This is a genomic window from Rhizobium sp. AP16 (assembly GCF_000281735.1).
Lineage (GTDB): Bacteria > Pseudomonadota > Alphaproteobacteria > Rhizobiales > Rhizobiaceae > Rhizobium > Rhizobium rhizogenes.
Genome location: NZ_AJVM01000067.1, coordinates 17851 through 37519, shown reverse-complemented (window position 1 = coordinate 37519; position 19669 = coordinate 17851). Strand labels below are relative to the sequence as shown.

Genomic DNA, 19669 nt, shown 5'->3' with positions numbered 1-19669 from the left:
GCGCCCGCTTCCCTGCTGATCGCAGCGCCCTCTCCCAAGGGCCTGCTACCACAACAGATGAAGGGGCGATCGGTTCCGGCCTTGTTGCGGATATTTGCAATCACATTTCGAGCTCGTCGTCCTCCCGGCAAAGAGATGGCGGCATATCCCGAAACTGAAACGGCCTCCCGATGGGAGGCCGTTTCGCATTTTCGCAGATTGTCGATGATACCGTTATTCAGCGGCCTGCAGCGCAGGCGTCTCGAGATCTCCGGTCAATTTCCCGGCCATGGCGGCCGCGAACTTCGTCTGGTCGAGTTCGTTTTCCCAGCGTGCAACAACGATAGTGGCAACAGCGTTGCCGACGAAGTTGGTGAGCGCGCGGCATTCCGACATGAAGCGGTCGATGCCGAGGATCAGCGCCATGCCGGCAATCGGAACCGAAGGCACGACGGCGAGCGTTGCGGCCAGTGTAATGAAGCCGGCGCCCGTGATGCCAGCAGCACCCTTGGAGCTCAACATGGCCACGAGCAGCAAGAGGATCTGATCGCCGAAGGACAGCGACGTATCGGTCGCCTGAGCGATGAAGAGAGCCGCCAGCGTCATGTAGATGTTGGTACCGTCAAGATTGAAGGAATAGCCCGTCGGAATGACGAGGCCGACGACGGAGCGCTTGCAGCCGGCACGTTCCATCTTGTTCATCAGGCCGGGCAGTGCGGCTTCCGAAGACGAGGTGCCGAGAACCAGCAGCAGCTCTTCCTTGATGTAGCGGATCAGCGCCAGGATCGAGAAGCCGTTGTAGCGGGCGACGGCGCCGAGGACGACGAGCACGAAGAAGATGGACGTCAGATAGAAGGTGCCGATCAGGAACGCCAGGTTGGCGATCGTGCCGATACCGTATTTGCCGATGGTGAAGGCCATGGCGCCGAAGGCACCAATCGGTGCGAACTTCATCAGGATCGAGACCATGCGGAAGATCGGAGTGGTCAACGCCTGCAGGAAGTCAACAACCGGGCGACCGCGGTCGCCGACGGCGCCAAGTGCGATGCCGAAGACCACCGAGAAGAACAGCACCTGGAGAATATCGCCCTTGGCGAAGGCGCCGACGATGGTGTCCGGAATGATGTTCATCAGGAAGCCGACAACCGAGGCGTCATGCGCCTGCGCGGCATAGTTACTGACCGCCTTCGTGTCCAGCGTTGCCGGATTGATATGCATGCCGGCGCCCGGCTGCACGACGTTCGAGACGATGAGACCGACGATCAGCGCCAGCGTCGAGAAGGTCAGGAAGTAGATGAACGCCTTGCCGACGACGCGACCGAACTTCTTCAAGTCCGACATGCCGGCGATACCGGTCGTCACCGTCAGGAAGATAACCGGCGCGATGACCATGCGGACCAGCTTGATGAAAGCGTCGCCGAGCGGCTGCAGCGACGTGCCAAGCTGCGGATAGTAATGGCCGAGCAGGATGCCGGCGGCGATGGCAGTGAGAACCTGCACGTAGAGGTGCCGGTAGAAGGGTAGTTTGACGCGCGTTTCGGCGTCGGCAGCGATGGGAGCAATCATGATGTCCTCCGTTGTGCCCAACCGATCCCTCGGCCCTCCGGGCAAAGACTAAAACTCAACAGCCTCCGACTGTTTCGTATTCAGTTGCAACGAGCGTGCCAAATGGCAGGAAACTGGGCAACGCCTTGATTTAAAGATGGCTTTTCCTGGGCAACACCAAGTGAACTTTCGGAAATGTGCGTAAATCCGCACAAGATGATTTGCAGGGCGCGCGAAATCATGCACAATATGCGGATGTTACAACGACCAACCACGGAACGATTTTCAACGCCGGAACAACTCGGAAGACGTTCCCGTCGTGTCTGGATGGTCTTTGTGGTGTTCTGCGCGGCCGTCATTGCGGCTGCCCTCTACGGCGCAAGCTTCTACGGTCGCATGACCGCGATCGAGGCACTGCAGGGCCAGGGCCACACCGATGCCAATCTGAAGGTCGCGCTGTTGCGCGCGGTGCTCGAACGGCCACGCGCCCTGCCGCTTCTCCTGGCGGAAGATCAGCAGGTGCGCGATGCGCTCGCGAGTGGCAAGGACGACGCCGTCATCACGCTTGACCGCAAACTGGAAACCCTCGTGTCCGGCACCAGTGCCGCGGTGCTTTATGTCACCGGCAAGGACGGCATAGCGATTGCTTCGAGCAACTGGCGCGAGCCGCTGAGCTTCGTCGGAAACGACTATTCCTTCCGTGACTACTTCCGCCGGGCGATGGAGACGGGGACGGCCGAACATTTCGCGCTCGGCACAGTCAGCAATCGCCCCGGCCTCTATATATCCCGTCGCGTCGGCGAAGAGGGTGCGGCGTTGGGCGTCGTGGTCGTCAAGATGGAGTTCGACCAACTCGAAGAAGATTGGCGCGAAGCCGTCCGCCCGGCCTATGTCACCGACGAACATGGCGTCGTGCTGATCACCAGCATTCCCTCCTGGCGGTTCATGACGACGTCGCCGCTGCCGCCCGACAGTCTCGCCGCCATTCGCAAGAGCCTCCAGTTCGGCGGCGCCCCCCTGACACCCCTGCCGATTTCCCGCCCGGAACCCATTGGCCCAGAGTCTTCGATCGTCCGCGCAGTCCTGCCGGGCAGCAGTGCCGCGGAATATCTGCGGCTGACGATACCGGTCCCCTCAACGCCCTGGAGGCTGGACTATCTCATCCCGACGGATCAGGCGATTGCATCCGCCGTCCGAGAGACGCGCTTCCTGGCGTTGACCGTGCTGGTGCCGATCCTGGCGATCGCCGCCTTTCTGCTAAGGCGCCGTCACGTCTCGGCGATGCAGATCGCGGTCGGAAGAGTGGCGCGCGAAGAGCTGGAACGGCGCGTGCTGGAGCGCACGGAAGATCTGAGCCAGGCCCGAGACCGTCTGGAGGCGGAAATTTCCGACCATCGGACAACGGAAACCAAGCTGCAGATCGTGCAGCAGGAACTCGTGCAGGCCAACCGTCTCGCCATTCTCGGCCAGGTCGCCGCCGGCGTCGCCCACGAGATCAACCAGCCGGTCGCCACCATCCGCGCCTATGCGGACAATGCCCATATTTTCCTGGATCGAAAGCAGATCGCGCCGGTAAAGGAAAACCTGACCTCCATCGCAGCCCTCACCGAGCGGATCGGCACGATCACCGAGGAGCTGAAGGCATTTGCCCGCAAGGGGCGGAGCGCGCCGAAACCGGTGGAACTCAGAAGCGTTATCGAAGGTGCCGTGGTCCTGCTCAGAAGCCGCTTTGCCGGCCGGCTCGACGCTCTGGAGATCGACCTCCCTCCGGCTGGTCTTACCGTCGTCGGCACGCGCATCCGGCTCGAGCAGGTTCTGATCAACCTCTTTCAGAACGCGCTTGAAGCGCTGGAAGGGCGAGACCGGCCCAGGGTCGAGGTCTCTGCCCGGGAAACAGCCGATGGCGTCGAGGTCACGGTCTCCGACAATGGCCCCGGCATTCCCTCAGCGATCCTTGATTCACTGTTCACGCCGTTCAACACCTCGAAAGAACAGGGCCTTGGCCTTGGCCTCGTCATCTCCAAGGACATCGTCACCGACTATGGCGGTCGCATCGAGGTTGAAAGCAGTGGGAGCGGCACCCGTTTCATCATTCATCTGCGCAAGGCAAGTTCATGAACGACGCATCCCCGGTCTTTCTCATCGACGACGACAAGGATCTGTTGAAGGCGACGAAGCAGACGCTTGAACTCGCCGGCTTTTCTGTCTCCGCCTTTTCGGCTGCGGCGGATGCGCTCGGTGCATTGGAAGCGGATTTCCCCGGCGTCGTCGTTTCCGACATCCGCATGCCACAGATGGATGGGCAGCAGCTGTTCGATCACGTCAAGGCGCGGGACGCGGATCTTCCGGTCATCCTGGTCACCGGTCACGGCGATATCCCGATGGCGGTGAAGGCGATCCAGGACGGCGCCTATGACTTCATCGCCAAACCCTTCGCCACCGACCGGCTGGTGCAAAGCGTACGGCGCGCGGCCGAAAAGCGCCGGCTCGTTCTGGAAAACCGTGCGCTGCGCATTGCCGCTGAGCAGGCGCAAGGCGATCTGCCGCTGATCGGCCAGACGGCGGCGATGGAGCGGCTGCGCCACACATTGCGGCAGATCGCCGATACCGACGTCGACGTGCTGGTGACCGGCGAAACCGGCAGCGGCAAGGAAGTGGTCGCAAGCCTGCTGCATCGCTGGAGCCGGCGGGCAAATGGCAATTTCGTCGCGCTCAATTGCGGCGCTCTGCCGGAAACCGTCATCGAAAGCGAGCTCTTCGGCCACGAGCCCGGCGCTTTCACCGGCGCACAGAAAAAGCGCATCGGCCGCATCGAGCATGCAAGCGCCGGCACGCTGTTTCTCGACGAAATCGAGAGCATGCCACCCGCTGTGCAGGTGCAGCTGCTGCGCGTGCTGGAAATGCGGGAAGTCACGCCGCTCGGCACCAACGAGGTACGCCCCGTCGACCTTCGTGTCGTGGCGGCCGCCAAGGTCGATCTTGGCGATCCGCGCCAGCGCGGCGATTTTCGCGAAGACCTTTATTACCGCCTCAACGTCGTCACCATCTCCATCCCGCCGCTGCGCGACCGGCGTGACGATATTCCGCTTCTCTTCGGCTACTTCGCGGAGCGTGCCGCCAGCCGCTTCAAGCGCGACGTGCCGACCATGTCCACCGCCATTCGCCGCCACTTGCAGCACCATGACTGGCCGGGCAATGTTCGCGAGCTGTCGCACTTCGCCGAACGTTTCGTCCTGGGCCTGGAATCTGCGGCAGGCTCGAAGCCGGGCGAAACCCCTTCCACCGACACAGTGTTGCCCCTGCCCGCCCGCGTCGAGCGCTATGAGGCGGACCTGATCCGCGAAACGCTTGCCCAAAATGGCGGCGATGTCCGCCGGACGATCGAGGCGCTCGGCATCCCGCGCAAGACCTTTTACGACAAGCTTCAGCGCCATGGCATTGTCCGTAGCGAATTTGCGGGTTTTGATGGCGAGGACTAGCAACACCAGACTAAAAGATAGCCGGCAATAATCTTCGACATGCCCATCTGTTCAAGCGGATATCGGGCGTTAGATAGACGTAAGGGACGCCCGGCTGCTTTTGCCGGCCGGGCGGTGAGGAGAATGGAGGAGATATGACGGACATTGGTCTCCGCAACGCGGTCAAACGTGTTGCGCTGTTGAATCTTGGCTATTTCGGTGTCGAATTTGCCGTAGCCCTATCCATCGGCTCTGTATCGCTTTTCGCCGACAGCATCGATTTCCTTGAAGACGCCTCAGTCAGTCTTCTGATCCTGATGGCGCTCGGCTGGAGCATACGCAATCGTGCCCGTGTCGGCATGGGGCTGGCGGGGATCTTGCTCATCCCGGGACTGGCAACCATCTGGACCGCCTGGCATAAATTCATGGTTCCGGTGGCCCCGGAGCCGCTGCCGTTGTCCCTGACCGGCCTTGGAGCGCTGGTTGTTAATCTCTCCTGCGCCATGATGCTGGTTCGCTTTCGCGACCATAGCGGCAGCCTGACCCGCGCTGCCTTTCTATCTGCCCGCAACGATGCACTTGCCAATATCGCTATCGTCGCGGCCGGTATCGTGACGGCGTTCCTGTGGCATTCCGCCTGGCCGGATCTTATTGTCGGCATAGCCATCGCTGCGATGAATGCAGATGCGGCGCGCGAGGTCTGGATGACGGCAAGAGACGAACAAAGGGCGGCCGCTTAAGTGCCCGATGCGCGAATTGCGTCTGTTTGGGGTGCCAATTGCGCCGCCACGAAGGCCGTGCGGTCCAGCACTGCCATGGCTTGCTCAACCAGGCTTTCCAGCGCCTGCGCGCTCTCGCATGCCTGCGCGATCAACGGCGCGCTCAGGCATATTCGCAAGGCACTCGCCGGCATATCGCCAAAATCGGCGCAACGAACCGGCTGGCCAAGGCGCACCGGCGCAAGGCCACCCTTTTCGATTGCCAGTTCCTTATAAACTGCAGCGGTCTCCGTCGCCGGCAGGAGGCCTCCGTGATAGGGATTCCTGAGGTAGAATGAAAAGATCGACGGGATTTCGTCCCAACGCGATCCGCGGGGACGGTCCCCCAAGCGTTTTCGATCTATGGCGCGCGTATCGAGCGGTTCGAAGGCGTTGTCGCGCTCCAGCCGATGCTGCACCGCCCCGGCAAAAGCGGACAGGACAGCGGTTACCTTTTCTTCGGGCAATTTAAGGAAACGTTCCAGCTCAAACAGAGCCGCCTTCCATCGCAATAGGAGCCCGAAATTGGCGCGATGCGGCAACCCATCCGCCGCCGCCCAGTCCTCCGGCCAATCCGCTCGCGCGCAATAATCGGCAAGCGCTGCCGGCAAAGCCTGCAGCTTCAGGCGAGCCGACAATCGCGGCGGGCACAATAGCGCCCCGCTGAAGATCGGCCCGGCCAGGAACTTCGACCCCGTCAGCGCCACCAGGAAGTCATGGGCGAGATAGGCGCGGATCGTTGCGGCGGAAACGCGAAACTGGCAGGCATCGATCATGATGTCGAGCATGGCGCCGAAACGCGCCTTCAGGCGGAAAACCGTCACGAGGCTCGGCGCCAGCAAGCTGGTCTTGGAGACGTCCGTCACGATCAGAAGGCATCTGAGACCGGCGGCGCGGGCGAGTTCGATCAGCCCCCTCAGCTCGCTCTCGATTTCTTCGTCGCTGCGCAAGGTACCATCGGCGTTCCGCACCGCGATTGCGGTATTGCGCGTCATCTGTCCGGGGCTGAGCTCCTCGCCCTTGGCAACGGGGCGATCGCTGCTGACGCGGCTCATGAAGTGCCGGCCGGCAGCGGCGGCCATGACCCCGCTCCCGGTCTCGTTGCCCATCAGCGTTATGGTCATCAATGTCCGGTCATCCTCGCGCGCCAGCAGCGCGGCGACGAAAAGATGGAGATCGGTGCCCGATGTCGCCACGACAGCATCCACTTGCTCCGAGCTGCCATCAAGGCCGAGCAGGTGCAGCAGTTCCGTCCGGACCTTCGCGATCTCCTGCGCGTAGATGTCAGCGGCGGGATGCGTTTCCATCTCCCGCAGAAGTTTCGAATGATAGGCACCGACTGCCGCGAAGGCGGGCGTAGAAATGGTCGATGCGGTGGAGGAGCCGAAGGCAAGGTCGAGCGGCCGAGGCGATGGACCGTGGCCATACATGTTGAGGCCCGTCACCGGTTCGCAATCCAGCCTTTCGTCTCCGCCGGAAACTAGGCAAGCAAGGAGCGTGTCACAATCGTTATCCAACTGGCTGCTCGAAGTGAGGCCAGAGACACGGTCGTCAAAGCTCTTTTGCATGCGCGGCATTCCTGTTGCTGTCCTTTATCGACGCACTTCGAATGCGCGCATCGATGTCTATGAGACATTAGGCCAAACAAGATGGAGCGAGGCTGACGTGCCGATCGGATAGGTCCAGGCAATCGCAGATATGAAAAACCCGCCGCCATGGTGGCGACGGGCTCAACGACGATTTGGCAGGTTGCTTAGCCGGCGGCCGTAAGCTTGTCCTGGGTCTTGGTGTCGAAATCGCTGGCGTCATGGCGCTCATGCAATTGGTCGGCGGGATCGCCGTGCAGGCGATTGACCTTGCGCCCACGCTTCGCGGCCGGCCGTGCGAAGATCTGCTCAGCCCAGCGTTGGACGTTCTTATAATCCTGCACCTGAAGGAACTCAGCCGCACCATACTGCCAACCCTTCGCAAGAGCACCATACCAGGGCCAAACGGCGATATCGGCAATCGTATAGTCCTTACCTCCAAGATATTCGCTTTCGGCGAGACGGCGATCGAGCACGTCAAGCTCGCGCTTCACCTCCATGGCGAAGCGGTTGATCGCATATTCGATCTTTGTCGGCGCATAGGCATAGAAATGGCCGAAACCGCCGCCGAGATATGGGGCGCTTCCCATCTGCCAGAACAGCCAGGACAGGCATTCGGCGCGAGCCGGTTGCTCGGTCGGCAGGAAGGCGCCGAACTTCTCAGCGAGATAGGTCAGGATCGAGCCGGATTCGAAGACCCGGATCGGGGTCGGGCCGCTGCGATCCAGCAGCGCCGGGATCTTGGAGTTCGGATTGACATCGACGAAACCGCTTCCGAACTGATCACCTTCGCCGATCTTGATCAGCCAGGCGTCGTATTCAGCGCCGCTATGGCCGAGAGCCAGCAGCTCCTCGAGCATGATCGTGACCTTCACGCCGTTCGGCGTTCCCAGCGAATAGAGCTGGAGGGGATGGCGGCCGACCGGCAATTCCTTCTCATGCGTCGGTCCGGCGATCGGACGGTTGATGTTGGCGAATTGGCCTCCGTTCGCCTTGTTCCAGACCCAGATCTTCGGCGGCGTGTATTCGGCAGAATCGGTCATGCTCAAACTCCTGATTTTCGGCGGATACAATTGCGATGTATCGACCGATCTAGCGCGTTCTCCATTACGCACATAGGGGGCACGATCAATTTTTACGAGAGGGCAGGATCACATTGGCGTCAGGAATTGCGCGTGAGGACCTGACTGGCTTCGCAGCCGGGCCGCTAGAGGAATTCGCCTCAGCCCAAAACGAAAAAGCCTGCCGCGGGAGGAGGTGCGGCAGGCTTTTCGAAAAGAACCGAACAGCAGCTGGGAGGAGGAGTGCTGCTGTTCCCGCAGGCGACCTTGGGAGGAGGATAAGAGCGCCTGCATCATCGAAGGGACGCGGGAGGAGGTGCATCGCTTCGATAAATATGACTATACACTAGACCTGCTTACTTCATAGGCATTTATTTGCAGGGCAGCTATGCGTTATGCGAAAAGCAGGAGGCTTCTGGGCGACAGATCCCTCAACCGAAAGGCCGAGTTTCTCCTGGCATGCACGCAAAACAAAAGCGCCCGCTCGGGAAGAAGCAGGCGCCAGCAGAATTTTGACTGTAGATCAGCGTTTTATGCTGTTAGCGAACAACGGCCGCACGGGCGACGTTGCGGATTTCGCTGCGGCCGATGCCGAGGTCATGCAGTTCGCGGGTGGACATACGGCCCAGTTCGGCGACCGTCTGACGATACTTGAGCCAGTTATTAAAAGAGCGTGCTACGTTCATGATGATCCCCTTTCCTAGGGTATTCGAAGCTGAGCTGCCGTGTTTGGCGCTCCATCCGCTTCGATGAGAGAGATATAGTGCGAAACCCTCGTTGATTGTATAGACAAGACTTCAGTGCACCCATGCGAATGACGCATGGGTCATACTGCATACGACAGACGGTCCGTCCGCTCCGCCTCCCCTCGACTGCGGATCGATCTGCGATTTGCTGATGACAGGACAATCTTTCTCTGCGAAAAAGATACCGATTGAGAGACAGGGGCGTCCGTCGATGACGGGCTGAGAAGCACCCTTTGAACCTGAACCAGATCATGCTGGCGGAGGGAGTCGCTCGGGGTCTCGGCATGTTGCGTCGCCTGCCCTTTGCGTCTCGCCCCGCCCGAAAGGCGCGATATGCAAAACCCGACCACCACTCCAGGCAGCCTGTTGACCGCAATGCGGGCAAACCCGCCGCTGGTACAATGCATCACCAACTTCGTCGCAATGAACATCGCGGCCAATGTGATGCTCGCCGCCGGCGCATCGCCCGCCATGGTGCATGCCGAGGAGGAGGCCGGCGAGTTCGCCGCGATCTCCGGCGCGTTGACGATCAATATCGGCACGCTTTCCACAGGCTGGCTGGCCGGCATGACATCAGCGGCACAGGCGGCAAACAAGGCGGCCAAGCCCTGGGTTCTGGACCCCGTGGCACATTACGCCACATCCTTCAGGCGCCGATCGGTCGCGCAGTTGCTGGAACTGCAGCCGACGATAATCCGCGGCAATGCCTCGGAAATCATTGCGCTTGCCGGAGGCACCAGTCGTGGCCAGGGCGTCGATAGCCGCGATCCGGTCGAACTGGCAGAGGAAGCCGCCGTCCAGCTTGCCCAAAAGCATCGCACGATCGTTGCGGTCACCGGCGCCACGGATTTCGTCACCGACGGAAACAAAGCCAGCCGCATAGAGGGTGGCTCGCCGCTCATGCCGCAGGTGACCGCGCTCGGTTGCTCTCTCACCTGCCTCGTCGGCGCCTTCGCTGCGACAAGACCGGATCATCCGCTCGATGCGACGGTCGCGGCGCTGGCCGCTTTCGCCGTGGCAGGCGAACGGGCAGGCCGTCAAGTCGACGGACCCGGTTCGTTTTCATGGCGCTTCCTCGATGCGCTGGCCGCGCTCGATGAAAAGGCGATCGACAGCGAAGCAAGGGTCATCTCGCTATGAAGCACTTCGATCTCTCCCTTTACTTAGTCCTCGATCCTGTGCTCTGCGCCGGTATCGGCATGGTGGAAACCACACGCGCTGCTGTCGCTGGCGGCGCCACCATCGTGCAGCTGCGCGACAAGCATGCCTCGACCGCAAGCATGATCGAAACCGGTCTGGCGCTGAAGCAGGCGCTGGCGGACACGAGCGCACGCCTTATCGTCAACGACGATGTCGAAGCAGCAATCGCGATCGGGGCCGACGGATTGCATATCGGCCAGGATGACATGGATGCCCTCACTGCTCGCCGACTGATCGGTCCCGACATGATCCTCGGCCTCTCGGTGGAGACCGAAACACTTGCTGCCGCCATTGACCCTGCCGTCGTTGACTACGCCGGGATCGGTCCAGTTTTCGCGACACCGACGAAGCCTGACCACAAACGGCCGATCGGCTTCGCCGGCCTTGCCCGTATGATCGATCTCTGCCCCGTTCCATCCGTTGCGATTGGCGGTTTGAAAGCCGAACATGCAGCCGAGGCCCTCTTGGCCGGTGCCGATGGTATCGCCGTCGTTTCGGCTATATGCGGCACGCCGGACCCACGGACTGCAGCAGCCGAGATCGCCAAAGCCATCAGAGAAGCGAGATCATGATCCGAAACGTACTCTCCATCGCCGGCTCCGACCCATCCGGCGGCGCCGGCATCCAGGCTGACCTGAAAGCGTTTTCAGCGCGCGGCGTCTATGGAATGGCGGCGCTGACTGCGCTGACGGCACAGAACACGCAAGGTGTTTCCGGCGTCCACCCCGTCCCGCCGCAATTCGTTGCCGATCAGATCGAGGCGATCTTTGCCGATGTCCGTGTCGACGCCATCAAGATCGGCATGATCGCAAATGCAGCCATTGCCGAGGCCGTCGCCGACGCGCTCGCCCCACATCGAGACATTCCGATCGTCCTCGATCCGGTGATGATCGCCAAGGGCGGTGCCGCGCTGCTCGCAGCTGACGCCGTTGATGTCCTGACTAGACGGCTTCTACCGCTCGCCACGCTACTGACGCCCAACCTACCGGAGGCAGCAGCCCTTCTGCACGAACCAGTCGCCGAAAATCGCGAGACGATGGCGCGGCAGGCACAAGCATTGGCGAAACTCGGACCATTGGCTGTCCTGATCAAGGGCGGTCACCTTGATAGTGATGAGAGCCCCGACGTGCTCGCCAGCCCAGAGGGCCTTATCTGGTTCGAAGCCAGCCGCGTGCCGACCAAGAACACGCATGGGACCGGCTGCACCCTGTCCAGTGCCCTCGCCGCCGAAATCGCCAAGGGGGCGACGCTGACGGAAGCCGTCGCCACCGCCAAGCATTATCTCGCCGGCGCGGTTGCCGCAGCCGGAACGCTTTCCGTCGGTAGCGGCCATGGGCCGGTTCAGCATTTTCACGCGCTATGGCCAGCTACAGAAGGACAACCGAAATGAGCCTGCCTCTTAACCAGCAAATCGTCATCGTCTCCGGCGCGGGCCGCGGATTCGGCGCGGCGATCGCGGCCGCCTTTGCCCGCGAAGGCGCGAAGGTCGCCATCAATTATCGCGCCAGCCGTGAGCCTGCCGAGGCGCTGGCCGCCCGGCTCGGGGACCATGCCCAAGCGTTCCAGGCCGATATCCGCAGCCAGGACGAAACAGAAAGGCTCGTTGAGGAGGTCACGGCGCATTTCGGAGCACCCACGACGATCGTGCATAATGCGCTTGCCGATTTCAGCTTCAACGGCGATGCCCGCCCGAAATTGGATGAGCTGAGCTGGAAGGCAATCGCCGTGCAACTCGACACTGCCCTGCTAGGTGCGCTCAATCTCATTCAGGCGGCACAGCCCTCGATGGCAAAAGCCGGCTTCGGTCGGATCGTGACCATCGGCACGAACCTCTTTCAGAATCCGGTCGTGCCCTACCATGATTACACGGCCGCCAAGGCCGCTCTGCTCTCGCTAACGCGAACGGCGGCCGCGGAACTCGGGCCGCAGGGGATAACGGTCAACATGGTGTCCGGTGGCCTGCTCCGCACCACGGATGCCAGCAGCGCCACGCCGGAAGCCGTGTTCGATCTCATTGCCGCAAACACGCCGCTTCGTCGCGTGACGACACCGGAAGAAGCGGCGGACGCCGTCCTCTTCTTCGCAAGCCCCTGGGCGCGGGCGGTGACCGGTCAGAACCTCATTGTAGATGGCGGGCTGGTCTTCGGATAGCGTCAAACGAAAATGCCGGCTGCAAGCCGGCATTTTCATGAAGGTTTCGCTGTAACCGTCATCTGCAAGTCATTGCCATTTTTACGAAAATGACAATGACACCACATCAGGCCTTCTTCAGAAACTCGGTTCTGAGAACAAGATCCTTGATTTTTTCAGCCCGGCATTCGATCTCGTCTTCGTTACCGGTCAACCGGATGCCCTTGATCAGCGTACCGCGCTTCAGGGTTACGGATGTCCCCTTGACCTTCAGATCCTTGATCAGGGTTACGTTGTCGCCGTCGGCGAGCACTGTTCCGTTGCTATCTCTTACATCCATCGTCTTGCTCCCGTCGCTATGTCTTGACTGCTGGGCCACATAGCAGGCGGCGAACCGGTCGAATAGCGCAAAAAGACCGCTTAGCTCCAGCCCAAGGCGAACACGCCAAAGAGGATGACGACGCCCAGCACGACGCGATAGATCACGAAGGGCCAGGTGGAGAACCGCTCCAGGAAGCGCATCAGGCCCCAGATCGCCACAAAGGACGAGATACAGCCGACGATCAGCCCGACGATCAGCACCGACCATGCCTCCATCGGAATATGCGCCTTATAAAGCGTCAACAGCTCTTTCAGTCCGGCCAAGGCGATCGCCGGCAGTCCGAGCAGAAAGGAGAACCGGGCGGCCTCGTCGCGCTTCAAGCCGAGAAACAACGCTCCGGTCAGCGTCGAGCCGGACCGCGATACGCCGGGGATAAGGGCGCCGACCTGTGTGATGCCGACAAACAGCGCATCGAGCAAGGTCATTTGCTCCATGTCTTTCCTGTGCCGGCTGTAAAGTTCGGCCGCCGCCAAAAGGAGACCCATGACGAGGCAGGCGATGCCGATGACCCAGAGGCTGCGAAGGGAGGTACCGCAGGCATTCAGGGACGACGATAACAGCAAGCCGGCGATGCCGATCGGGATCGTCGCGATGACAATGGCAATCGCGAGCCGTATCGCGGGCGACCGCCAATCCCTCTGTCGGATCGCATCGACCGATCCGAAAGCGACATAGCGAACGTCACTCCAGAAATAGGAGATAATCGCGGCGAGTGCTGCAAGCTGCATCGCCGCCGAGAATGCCGAACCCGGATCCTGCCAACCGAGCAGAGCCGGCACAAGCCGCATGTGGGCAGTGGAGGAAACCGGCAGTAGCTCGGTCAGACCTTGCACCACGCCAAGCAGTGCGATTTTGGCATAACCCAGGGCAACGAACCCCGTATCCACACCCTGCGTACAAACATCAGCCACGTATCAACATCCTCGGTTATTCGTTCGAACCGTGCGGCTTGAACGGCGCAATATATATCCGTTCGTGATGAGGCCCCGCTCCGGTGATCTTTTGAATTCTATTCGTCTTCGTCAGGCAAAGCCTGCATGTAACGAATCACGCCATAGAAGGCGCCGAAGACAAGGAGCGCACCGACAACGTGGTAGACGTCGTGCCTAGCTGTGTGGTGATGCCGCACCAAAAGGTTCAGCACATTGTACGATACTATGGCAATTGCCGTCATGATCGGCGCCACGACGAGCGCCATGTTCCGATGAATGAATTTAACCATCACGCACCTCTTTCTCCGATCTCTGGGCAGCCGCCAAATTGCAGACGAATTTGGACAGGCTGGGGCAGCCGGACTCACGAGGTATGATATGAAAATGAACCGGCGCTGAAAAACGAGCGTCGGACAGGGCGCAACGCGAAGGGAAGAAGCATCCGCTATTTGCTGTAGAGCGCCCGCGACCTTTCCAGGTGCTTCATCACGGCCGCTTCGGCGCCATCGGCATCATGGACGGAAAGCTGTTCCAGTATCTCTTCATGTTCGGCGAGCGTGAACTTTTCCTTGCCCGTCCAGATGAGCAGATCCGTATGATAGGTCTTGAGCCAGGCCAGCATTGCCTCGCTGACGGCAGCGAAGATCGGGTTTCCGGAAATCTGCGCGATGCGCGTGTGAAACTGCATGTCGGCCGAAATAAACTCCTCGGCACGCCCTAGGGACTGGCGCTGCCGTTCGATGATATCTCCGAGATCGGCGATGTCTTTTTCGGTCGCGCGCTGCGCGGCCTCACGGGCCATGCCGCGTTCGAAGAATATACGCGCACTTTTCAGGTGCTCGAGAGAGTCCGAAGACTGTGACAGCATGATCTTCGCGGTCAGATCCACCTGCCGGAAAATCGATTTCGCGGTGAGCTGAAGCACCTTCGCCCGTTCACCATGCGAGATGTTCACCAATCCCATATTGGCGAGAGACTGCATCGCCTCGCGGATCGCTGGGCGACCGACGCCGAAGCGTTCCATCAGCACCCGCTCGGATGGCATTTCATCGCCGGGCTTGAGTTCTCCCGATGTAATCAACCGCTCTAGCCGGTCGAATACCTCGTCAGACAGCTTACGACGGACGATCTGTTCGATTGGTTGGCTCATGACATCTCGCTGGCTCAAAGCTTTCCTCCCTTATGCAATGTCAAATGGAGTCGAGAAAGCCCGTTCAGAACGGCAGACCGCTCCTAAACAAAAAAATCGTTGCACAAGTTGGAATACTCATTATACCAGATCACAAGTTGACGCCACGACAAAATCGTTGGCGAGAGGAGCAGCCGGCACTTCATGAGCATAACTATCACCTATCGTATCGAAACGCCTGGCAGCATCGAGGTCATGGCCGACAAGATCGCCAGCGACCAGTCGACGGGCACTTTCGTGCCGGTTCCCGGCGAGACGGAAGAGCTGAAGTCGCGGGTGGCAGCAAGGGTCCTGGGCATCCGCCAGCTTGAGGACGCGAAACGGCCGACCTGGCCGGAGATCACCGAGGGCCATGGCCCGCTTCGCCGCGCCGACGTCGACATCGCCTTTCCGCTCGATGCGATCGGCACCGATCTCTCGGCGCTGATGACGATCGCGATCGGCGGTGTCTTTTCGATCAAGGGCATGACCGGCATCCGTATCGTCGACATGAAGCTGCCCGACGCTTTTCGCGGCGCGCATCCCGGCCCGCAATTCGGCGTTGCCGGCAGCAAGCGACTGACCGGGGTCGACGGACGCCCGATCATCGGCACGATCGTCAAGCCCGCGCTCGGTCTTCGCCCCGTAGAGACGGCCGAACTGGTCGGCGAACTCATCAGCTCCGGCGTCGATTTCATCAAGGACGACGAAAAGCTCATGAGCCCCGCCTACTCGCCGCTCAAGGAGCGTGTCGCGGCGATCATGCCGAAAATCCTCGATCACGAGCAGAAGACCGGCAAGAAGGTCATGTATGCCTTCGGCATTTCGCATGCCGACCCGGATGAGATGATGCGCAACCATGATCTCGTGCTGGAGGCCGGCGGCAATTGCGCCGTCGTCAATATCAATTCCATCGGCTTCGGTGGCATGAGCTTCCTTCGCAAGCGCTCGGGCCTTGTCCTGCATGCCCATCGCAACGGCTGGGACGTGCTGACGCGCGACCCTGGCGCCGGCATGGACTTCAAGGTCTACCAGCAATTCTGGCGGCTGCTCGGCGTCGATCAGTTCCAGATCAACGGCATCCGCGTCAAATACTGGGAACCGGACGAAAGCTTCGTCGAATCCTTCAAGGCCGTCAGCACTCCGTTGTTCGGTCCATCCGATTGCCCCCTTCCCGTCGCCGGCTCCGGCCAGTGGGGCGGTCAGGCGCCGGAAACCTATCAACGGACCGGCAGGACCACGGATCTGCTCTATCTTTGCGGCGGCGGTATCGTCAGCCATCCCTCCGGGCCGGCCGCCGGTGTTCGCGCGGTCCAGCAGGCCTGGGAGGCGGCAGTCGCCGATATCCCGCTTGCGGACTATGCCAAGGACCATCCGGAGCTTGCCGCTTCAATCGCAAAATTCAGCGACGGTAAGGGCGCATAGTGGCGATGGACGATCTTCTTCTCAGCTATTACGGCGACGATTTCACCGGCTCCACCGACGTGATGGAAGCCTTGGCATCGAATGGCGTTCCGACCGTGCTCTTCCTGGGCATTCCCAGCGCGGAGATGCTGGATCGCTTCAAGGAATGCCGGGCGATCGGCATTGCCGGAACAAGCCGCAGCGAGACCCCGGAATGGATGCAGCAGTATCTCGTGCCGACATTCGAGTGGCTGAAGGGCCTCGGGGCAGCGATATGCCATTACAAGGTCTGCTCTACCTTCGATTCCAGCCCGCGGATCGGCAATATCGGCAAGGCGATCGAGATCGGCAAAGAGCTGTTTGCCCAGTCCTTCGTGCCGGTCGTGGTAGGGGCGCCGCAGCTCAAGCGTTACACTGCCTTCGGCCATCTCTTTGCCGCCTATCAGGGCCAGGTGTTCCGCATCGACCGCCATCCGGTGATGAGCCGCCATCCGGTCACGCCGATGGATGAAGCTGATCTGGCGCTACACCTCGGCAAACAGACATCCCTGCCCGTCAGCCTTGCCGATCTGGTGACGCTATCGGCTGATGGTGCTGACCAGCAGCTTGACGCACTCGCCGGGGCCAAAGGCATCCTGCTCATGGATGTCGACAGTCCGGAAACACAGGCGGCGGTGGGCAAGCAGCTTTGGCGCCTGAAGACCAATAACGGCTTCTTCATCGCCGGCTCCTCCGGCGTGGAATATGCGCTGCTCGGCGCATGGCGCGACAAAGGTCTGATCGACGAACGGGCCGAATTTGCCTTGCCGGGAAAGGTCGGACGCCTCGCGGTGGTATCCGGCAGCGTTTCCCCGACAACCGAACGACAGATACAACGCGCTATGGCCGACGGCTTCAACGGCATCGATGTCGATCCCCTGGCGCTGGTTGGCGAAAGCGCCGATCGCGCGATCGAGGATGCGATCAACACCGGCATCGCAAGCCTTAAGGCGGGCCGCAGCGTCATCCTGCATACGGCGCTCGGCCCCTCGGCCGATCGCGGCGGCGATATCGATCGCGTTCCAGGCGCCCGGCATCGGCTTGGACAGGCTCTCGGCATCATCCTGCGCCGTATCGTCGAGGAAGAAAGGCTTCCTCGTGCGGTCATCGCCGGCGGCGACACGTCGAGCCACGCATTGAAGGAGCTGCGCGTGGAGGCACTGACGACGCTGCTCCCCCTGCCGCAAACGCCGGGGTCACCGCTTTGCCTTGCCCATGGCGGCTATACGCCGACCAACGGGTTGCAGATCGCGCTGAAGGGCGGGCAGGTCGGCACCGACGATTATTTCTCCCAAATTCGAGACGGACGAAAAGCCTAGCAAAACACTGGATATCGCCGCCCACCGATTGGGATGATCATTGACTCATCATACCACTTACGATACCACGATTTGAAAATGGACGAGGTAGAAAACATGACTGTAATTGCTCTTTTCGGCGCTGGCGGAAAAATGGGATATCGGCTTGCCAAGAACCTGAAAGGTTCACGCTTCGATGTCCGTCATGTCGAGGTCAGCGACGCCGGCAAGGCGCGGTTGAAGAACGATCTCGATCTGTCCTGCGTGCCGGTGGATGAGGCACTCAACGGCGCCGAAGTCGTCATTCTCGCCGTCCCGGACACGGCCATCGGCAAGGTGGCGGCCGGCATCGTCGACAAGCTGAAGCCGGGAACGATGGTCGTTGCGCTCGACGCGGCCGCCCCCTTCGCAGGCCATCTGCCGAAGCGCGATGAGCTCACCTATTTTGTTACCCATCCCTGCCATCCGCCTATTTTTAATGACGAAACCGACATGCAGGCGAAGAAGGATCACTTCGGTGGTCTGTTCGCCAAGCAGCATATCGTTTCGGCACTGATGCAGGGACCGGAAAGCGCCTATGCGCTCGGCGAGGAGATCGCCAAGGTCATCTGGGCGCCGGTCATGCGGTCGCACCGGGTCACCGTCGAGCAGATGGCGATGCTTGAGCCGGGCCTGTCGGAAACCGTCTGCGCGTCGCTGCTCGTTGTGATGCGCCAAGCCATGGACGAATGCGTTGCGCGTGGCGTTCCGGAAGAAGCCGCCCGCGACTTCCTGCTCGGCCACATGAACGTTCTCGGCGCCGTCATCTTCAAGGAAGTCGATGGCGTGTTTTCGGACGCTTGCAACAAGGCGATCGAATTCGGCATTCCCGCGCTGATGCGCGATGATTGGAAGAATGTTTTCGAACCGAAGGAAATCGCAGCCAGCATCCAGCGCATTACCTGAGGAGATCCTGGGGAGGGCTTGCCCTCCCCTTTCTGCCCTGCTGGGAACAGGGCTTGTTTCATAACTGGGAGGAAACCATGAAACTGACACGCAGACTGACACTTGCGGCCTTTGCAAGCGTTCTTGCCCTGAGCACGGCCGCACCTGCCTTCTCGGCGGATCTGATCGCCATCATCACCCCCGCTCACGACAACCCGTTCTTCAAGGCCGAAGCCGTCGGTGCCGAAGCCAAGGCGAAGGAGCTGGGTTACGACACGCTCGTCATGTCGCATGACGATGATGCCAACAAGCAGTCCGAAGTGATCGACACGGCCATCGGCCGTGGTGCCAAGGCGATCATTCTCGACAATGCCGGCGCCGATGCCACGGTTGCCGCCATCAAGAAGGCCAAGGATGCCGGCATCCCCTCCTTCCTCATCGACCGCGAAATCAACGTCACCGGTATCGCCGTCGCGCAGATCGTCTCCAACAACTACCAGGGCGCACAACTCGGCGCGCAGGAATTCGTCAAGCTGATGGGCGAGAAGGGCAATTATGCCGAGCTCGTCGGTCGCGAAGCCGATACCAATGCCGGTATCCGCTCGCAGGGCTATCACGACGTCATCGACGACTATCCGGATCTGAAGCTGGTCGCCAAGCAATCGGCGAACTGGAGCCAGACCGAAGCCTATGCGAAGATGGAAACCATCCTGCAGGCAAACCCGGATATTAAGGGCGTGATTTCCGGCAACGACACCATGGCGATGGGCGCAATCGCTGCCCTTCAGGCTGCCGGCCGCAAGGACGTGATCGTCGTCGGTTTCGACGGCTCCAACGATGTGCGCGACTCGATCAAGGCCGGTGGCATCAAGGCCACGGTGATGCAGCCGGCCTATGCCCAGGCCCAGATCGCGGTCCAGCAGGCAGACGCCTACATCAAGAACAAGACCGTGCCGAAGGACGAGAAGCAATTGATGGATTGCGTCCTCATCAATGCTGACAATGCCGACAAGCTTGAGACCTTCGCACTGAAGAACTGATGGCGGACCGAGCACCGCG

19 protein-coding genes and 1 riboswitch are annotated in these 19669 nt (G+C 60.8%); of the genes, 11 read left to right on the top strand and 8 right to left on the bottom strand.

Features of this window, described 5'->3' with window-relative positions; translation table 11 throughout:
* Positions 1 to 213 precede the first annotated feature (213 nt).
* Positions 214 to 1545, bottom strand: coding sequence for a dicarboxylate/amino acid:cation symporter (locus tag PMI03_RS21315; protein ID WP_007697777.1), 1332 nt, complete (start codon positions 1543 to 1545; stop codon positions 214 to 216).
* Positions 1546 to 1779: 234 nt separating this feature from the next.
* On the opposite strand from PMI03_RS21315, the gene PMI03_RS21310 reads away from it, so the two are divergent.
* The 3 genes from PMI03_RS21310 (at position 1780) to PMI03_RS21300 (ending at position 5722) form a co-directional block, all read left to right on the top strand.
* Positions 1780 to 3642: a sensor histidine kinase gene (locus tag PMI03_RS21310; RefSeq protein ID WP_085997457.1), complete on the top strand. Its 1863-nt coding sequence runs from the start codon at positions 1780 to 1782 to the stop codon at positions 3640 to 3642.
* Complete coding sequence (locus PMI03_RS21305; RefSeq protein ID WP_007697770.1) at positions 3639 to 5003, top strand: sigma-54 dependent transcriptional regulator; 1365 nt, start codon at positions 3639 to 3641, stop codon at positions 5001 to 5003. Before PMI03_RS21310 ends, PMI03_RS21305 begins: the two co-directional genes overlap by 4 nt.
* Positions 5004 to 5137: 134 nt before the next feature.
* On the top strand, positions 5138 to 5722 hold the full coding sequence (locus PMI03_RS21300) for a cation transporter (RefSeq protein ID WP_007697767.1): 585 nt from the start codon (positions 5138 to 5140) through the stop codon (positions 5720 to 5722).
* Here PMI03_RS21300 and PMI03_RS21295 read toward each other — a convergent pair.
* The 3 genes from PMI03_RS21295 to PMI03_RS31160 form a co-directional block, all read right to left on the bottom strand.
* Positions 5719 to 7308 (bottom strand): hypothetical protein, encoded by a 1590-nt coding sequence (locus PMI03_RS21295; protein ID WP_007697765.1) that lies wholly within the window; start codon positions 7306 to 7308, stop codon positions 5719 to 5721. The genes PMI03_RS21300 and PMI03_RS21295 overlap by 4 nt on opposite strands.
* A gap of 185 nt (positions 7309 to 7493) precedes the next feature.
* Positions 7494 to 8369 carry a glutathione-dependent disulfide-bond oxidoreductase gene (gene yghU / locus PMI03_RS21290; protein ID WP_007697762.1) on the bottom strand — a complete coding sequence of 292 codons (876 nt, stop codon included), beginning with the start codon at positions 8367 to 8369 and terminating at the stop codon, positions 7494 to 7496.
* A gap of 557 nt (positions 8370 to 8926) precedes the next feature.
* Positions 8927 to 9073, bottom strand: a complete 147-nt coding sequence (locus PMI03_RS31160) for a DUF1127 domain-containing protein (RefSeq protein ID WP_007697761.1) — start codon at positions 9071 to 9073, stop codon at positions 8927 to 8929.
* A 247-nt stretch (positions 9074 to 9320) separates the two neighbouring features.
* A riboswitch (TPP riboswitch) is annotated at positions 9321 to 9416 on the top strand.
* Between the two features lie 50 nt (positions 9417 to 9466).
* Between PMI03_RS31160 and thiM the strand changes: the two genes are divergently transcribed.
* The 4 genes from thiM to PMI03_RS21270 are packed head-to-tail and all read left to right on the top strand — an operon-like array spanning position 9467 to position 12484.
* The gene (thiM, locus tag PMI03_RS21285) at positions 9467 to 10273 is read left to right on the top strand and encodes a hydroxyethylthiazole kinase (protein WP_007697741.1); all 807 of its coding nucleotides are present in this window, start codon (positions 9467 to 9469) and stop codon (positions 10271 to 10273) included.
* Positions 10270 to 10905, top strand: coding sequence for a thiamine phosphate synthase (gene thiE / locus PMI03_RS21280; protein WP_007697739.1), 636 nt, complete (start codon positions 10270 to 10272; stop codon positions 10903 to 10905). Before thiM ends, thiE begins: the two co-directional genes overlap by 4 nt.
* Positions 10902 to 11723: a bifunctional hydroxymethylpyrimidine kinase/phosphomethylpyrimidine kinase gene (thiD, locus tag PMI03_RS21275; RefSeq protein ID WP_007697737.1), complete on the top strand. Its 822-nt coding sequence runs from the start codon at positions 10902 to 10904 to the stop codon at positions 11721 to 11723. The genes thiE and thiD overlap by 4 nt, the downstream gene beginning before the upstream one ends.
* On the top strand, positions 11720 to 12484 hold the full coding sequence (locus tag PMI03_RS21270; RefSeq protein WP_007697734.1) for a 3-oxoacyl-ACP reductase: 765 nt from the start codon (positions 11720 to 11722) through the stop codon (positions 12482 to 12484). The genes thiD and PMI03_RS21270 overlap by 4 nt, the downstream gene beginning before the upstream one ends.
* Before the next feature lie 106 nt (positions 12485 to 12590).
* Here the strand turns inward: PMI03_RS21270 and PMI03_RS21265 are convergent, their stop codons facing one another.
* From PMI03_RS21265 to PMI03_RS21250, 4 genes are all read right to left on the bottom strand, one after another.
* The gene (locus PMI03_RS21265; protein WP_007697731.1) at positions 12591 to 12803 is read right to left on the bottom strand and encodes an alkylphosphonate utilization protein; all 213 of its coding nucleotides are present in this window, start codon (positions 12801 to 12803) and stop codon (positions 12591 to 12593) included.
* 80 nt (positions 12804 to 12883) lie between these two features.
* Positions 12884 to 13756: an undecaprenyl-diphosphate phosphatase gene (locus tag PMI03_RS21260; RefSeq protein ID WP_007697728.1), complete on the bottom strand. Its 873-nt coding sequence runs from the start codon at positions 13754 to 13756 to the stop codon at positions 12884 to 12886.
* A 98-nt stretch (positions 13757 to 13854) separates the two neighbouring features.
* Complete coding sequence (locus PMI03_RS21255; RefSeq protein ID WP_007697724.1) at positions 13855 to 14067, bottom strand: hypothetical protein; 213 nt, start codon at positions 14065 to 14067, stop codon at positions 13855 to 13857.
* Positions 14068 to 14222: 155 nt separating this feature from the next.
* Entirely contained in the window at positions 14223 to 14927 is a 705-nt protein-coding gene (locus PMI03_RS21250; protein ID WP_007697722.1) for a transcriptional regulator NanR, read from the bottom strand.
* 183 nt (positions 14928 to 15110) lie between these two features.
* Here PMI03_RS21250 and oiaX point away from each other — a divergent pair, with 183 nt between their 5' ends.
* From oiaX to PMI03_RS21230, 4 genes are all read left to right on the top strand, one after another.
* Positions 15111 to 16370 carry a 3-oxo-isoapionate-4-phosphate decarboxylase OiaX gene (oiaX, locus tag PMI03_RS21245; protein ID WP_007697719.1) on the top strand — a complete coding sequence of 420 codons (1260 nt, stop codon included), beginning with the start codon at positions 15111 to 15113 and terminating at the stop codon, positions 16368 to 16370.
* A 5-nt stretch (positions 16371 to 16375) separates the two neighbouring features.
* A complete protein-coding gene (locus PMI03_RS21240) occupies positions 16376 to 17707 on the top strand; it encodes a four-carbon acid sugar kinase family protein (protein WP_007697716.1) in 1332 nt (443 codons plus the stop codon).
* A 96-nt stretch (positions 17708 to 17803) separates the two neighbouring features.
* Positions 17804 to 18631 carry a phosphogluconate dehydrogenase C-terminal domain-containing protein gene (locus tag PMI03_RS21235; RefSeq protein WP_007697714.1) on the top strand — a complete coding sequence of 276 codons (828 nt, stop codon included), beginning with the start codon at positions 17804 to 17806 and terminating at the stop codon, positions 18629 to 18631.
* Positions 18632 to 18708: 77 nt separating this feature from the next.
* A complete protein-coding gene (locus tag PMI03_RS21230; protein WP_007697710.1) occupies positions 18709 to 19650 on the top strand; it encodes a D-ribose ABC transporter substrate-binding protein in 942 nt (313 codons plus the stop codon).
* The last annotated feature ends 19 nt before the right edge of the window (positions 19651 to 19669 follow it).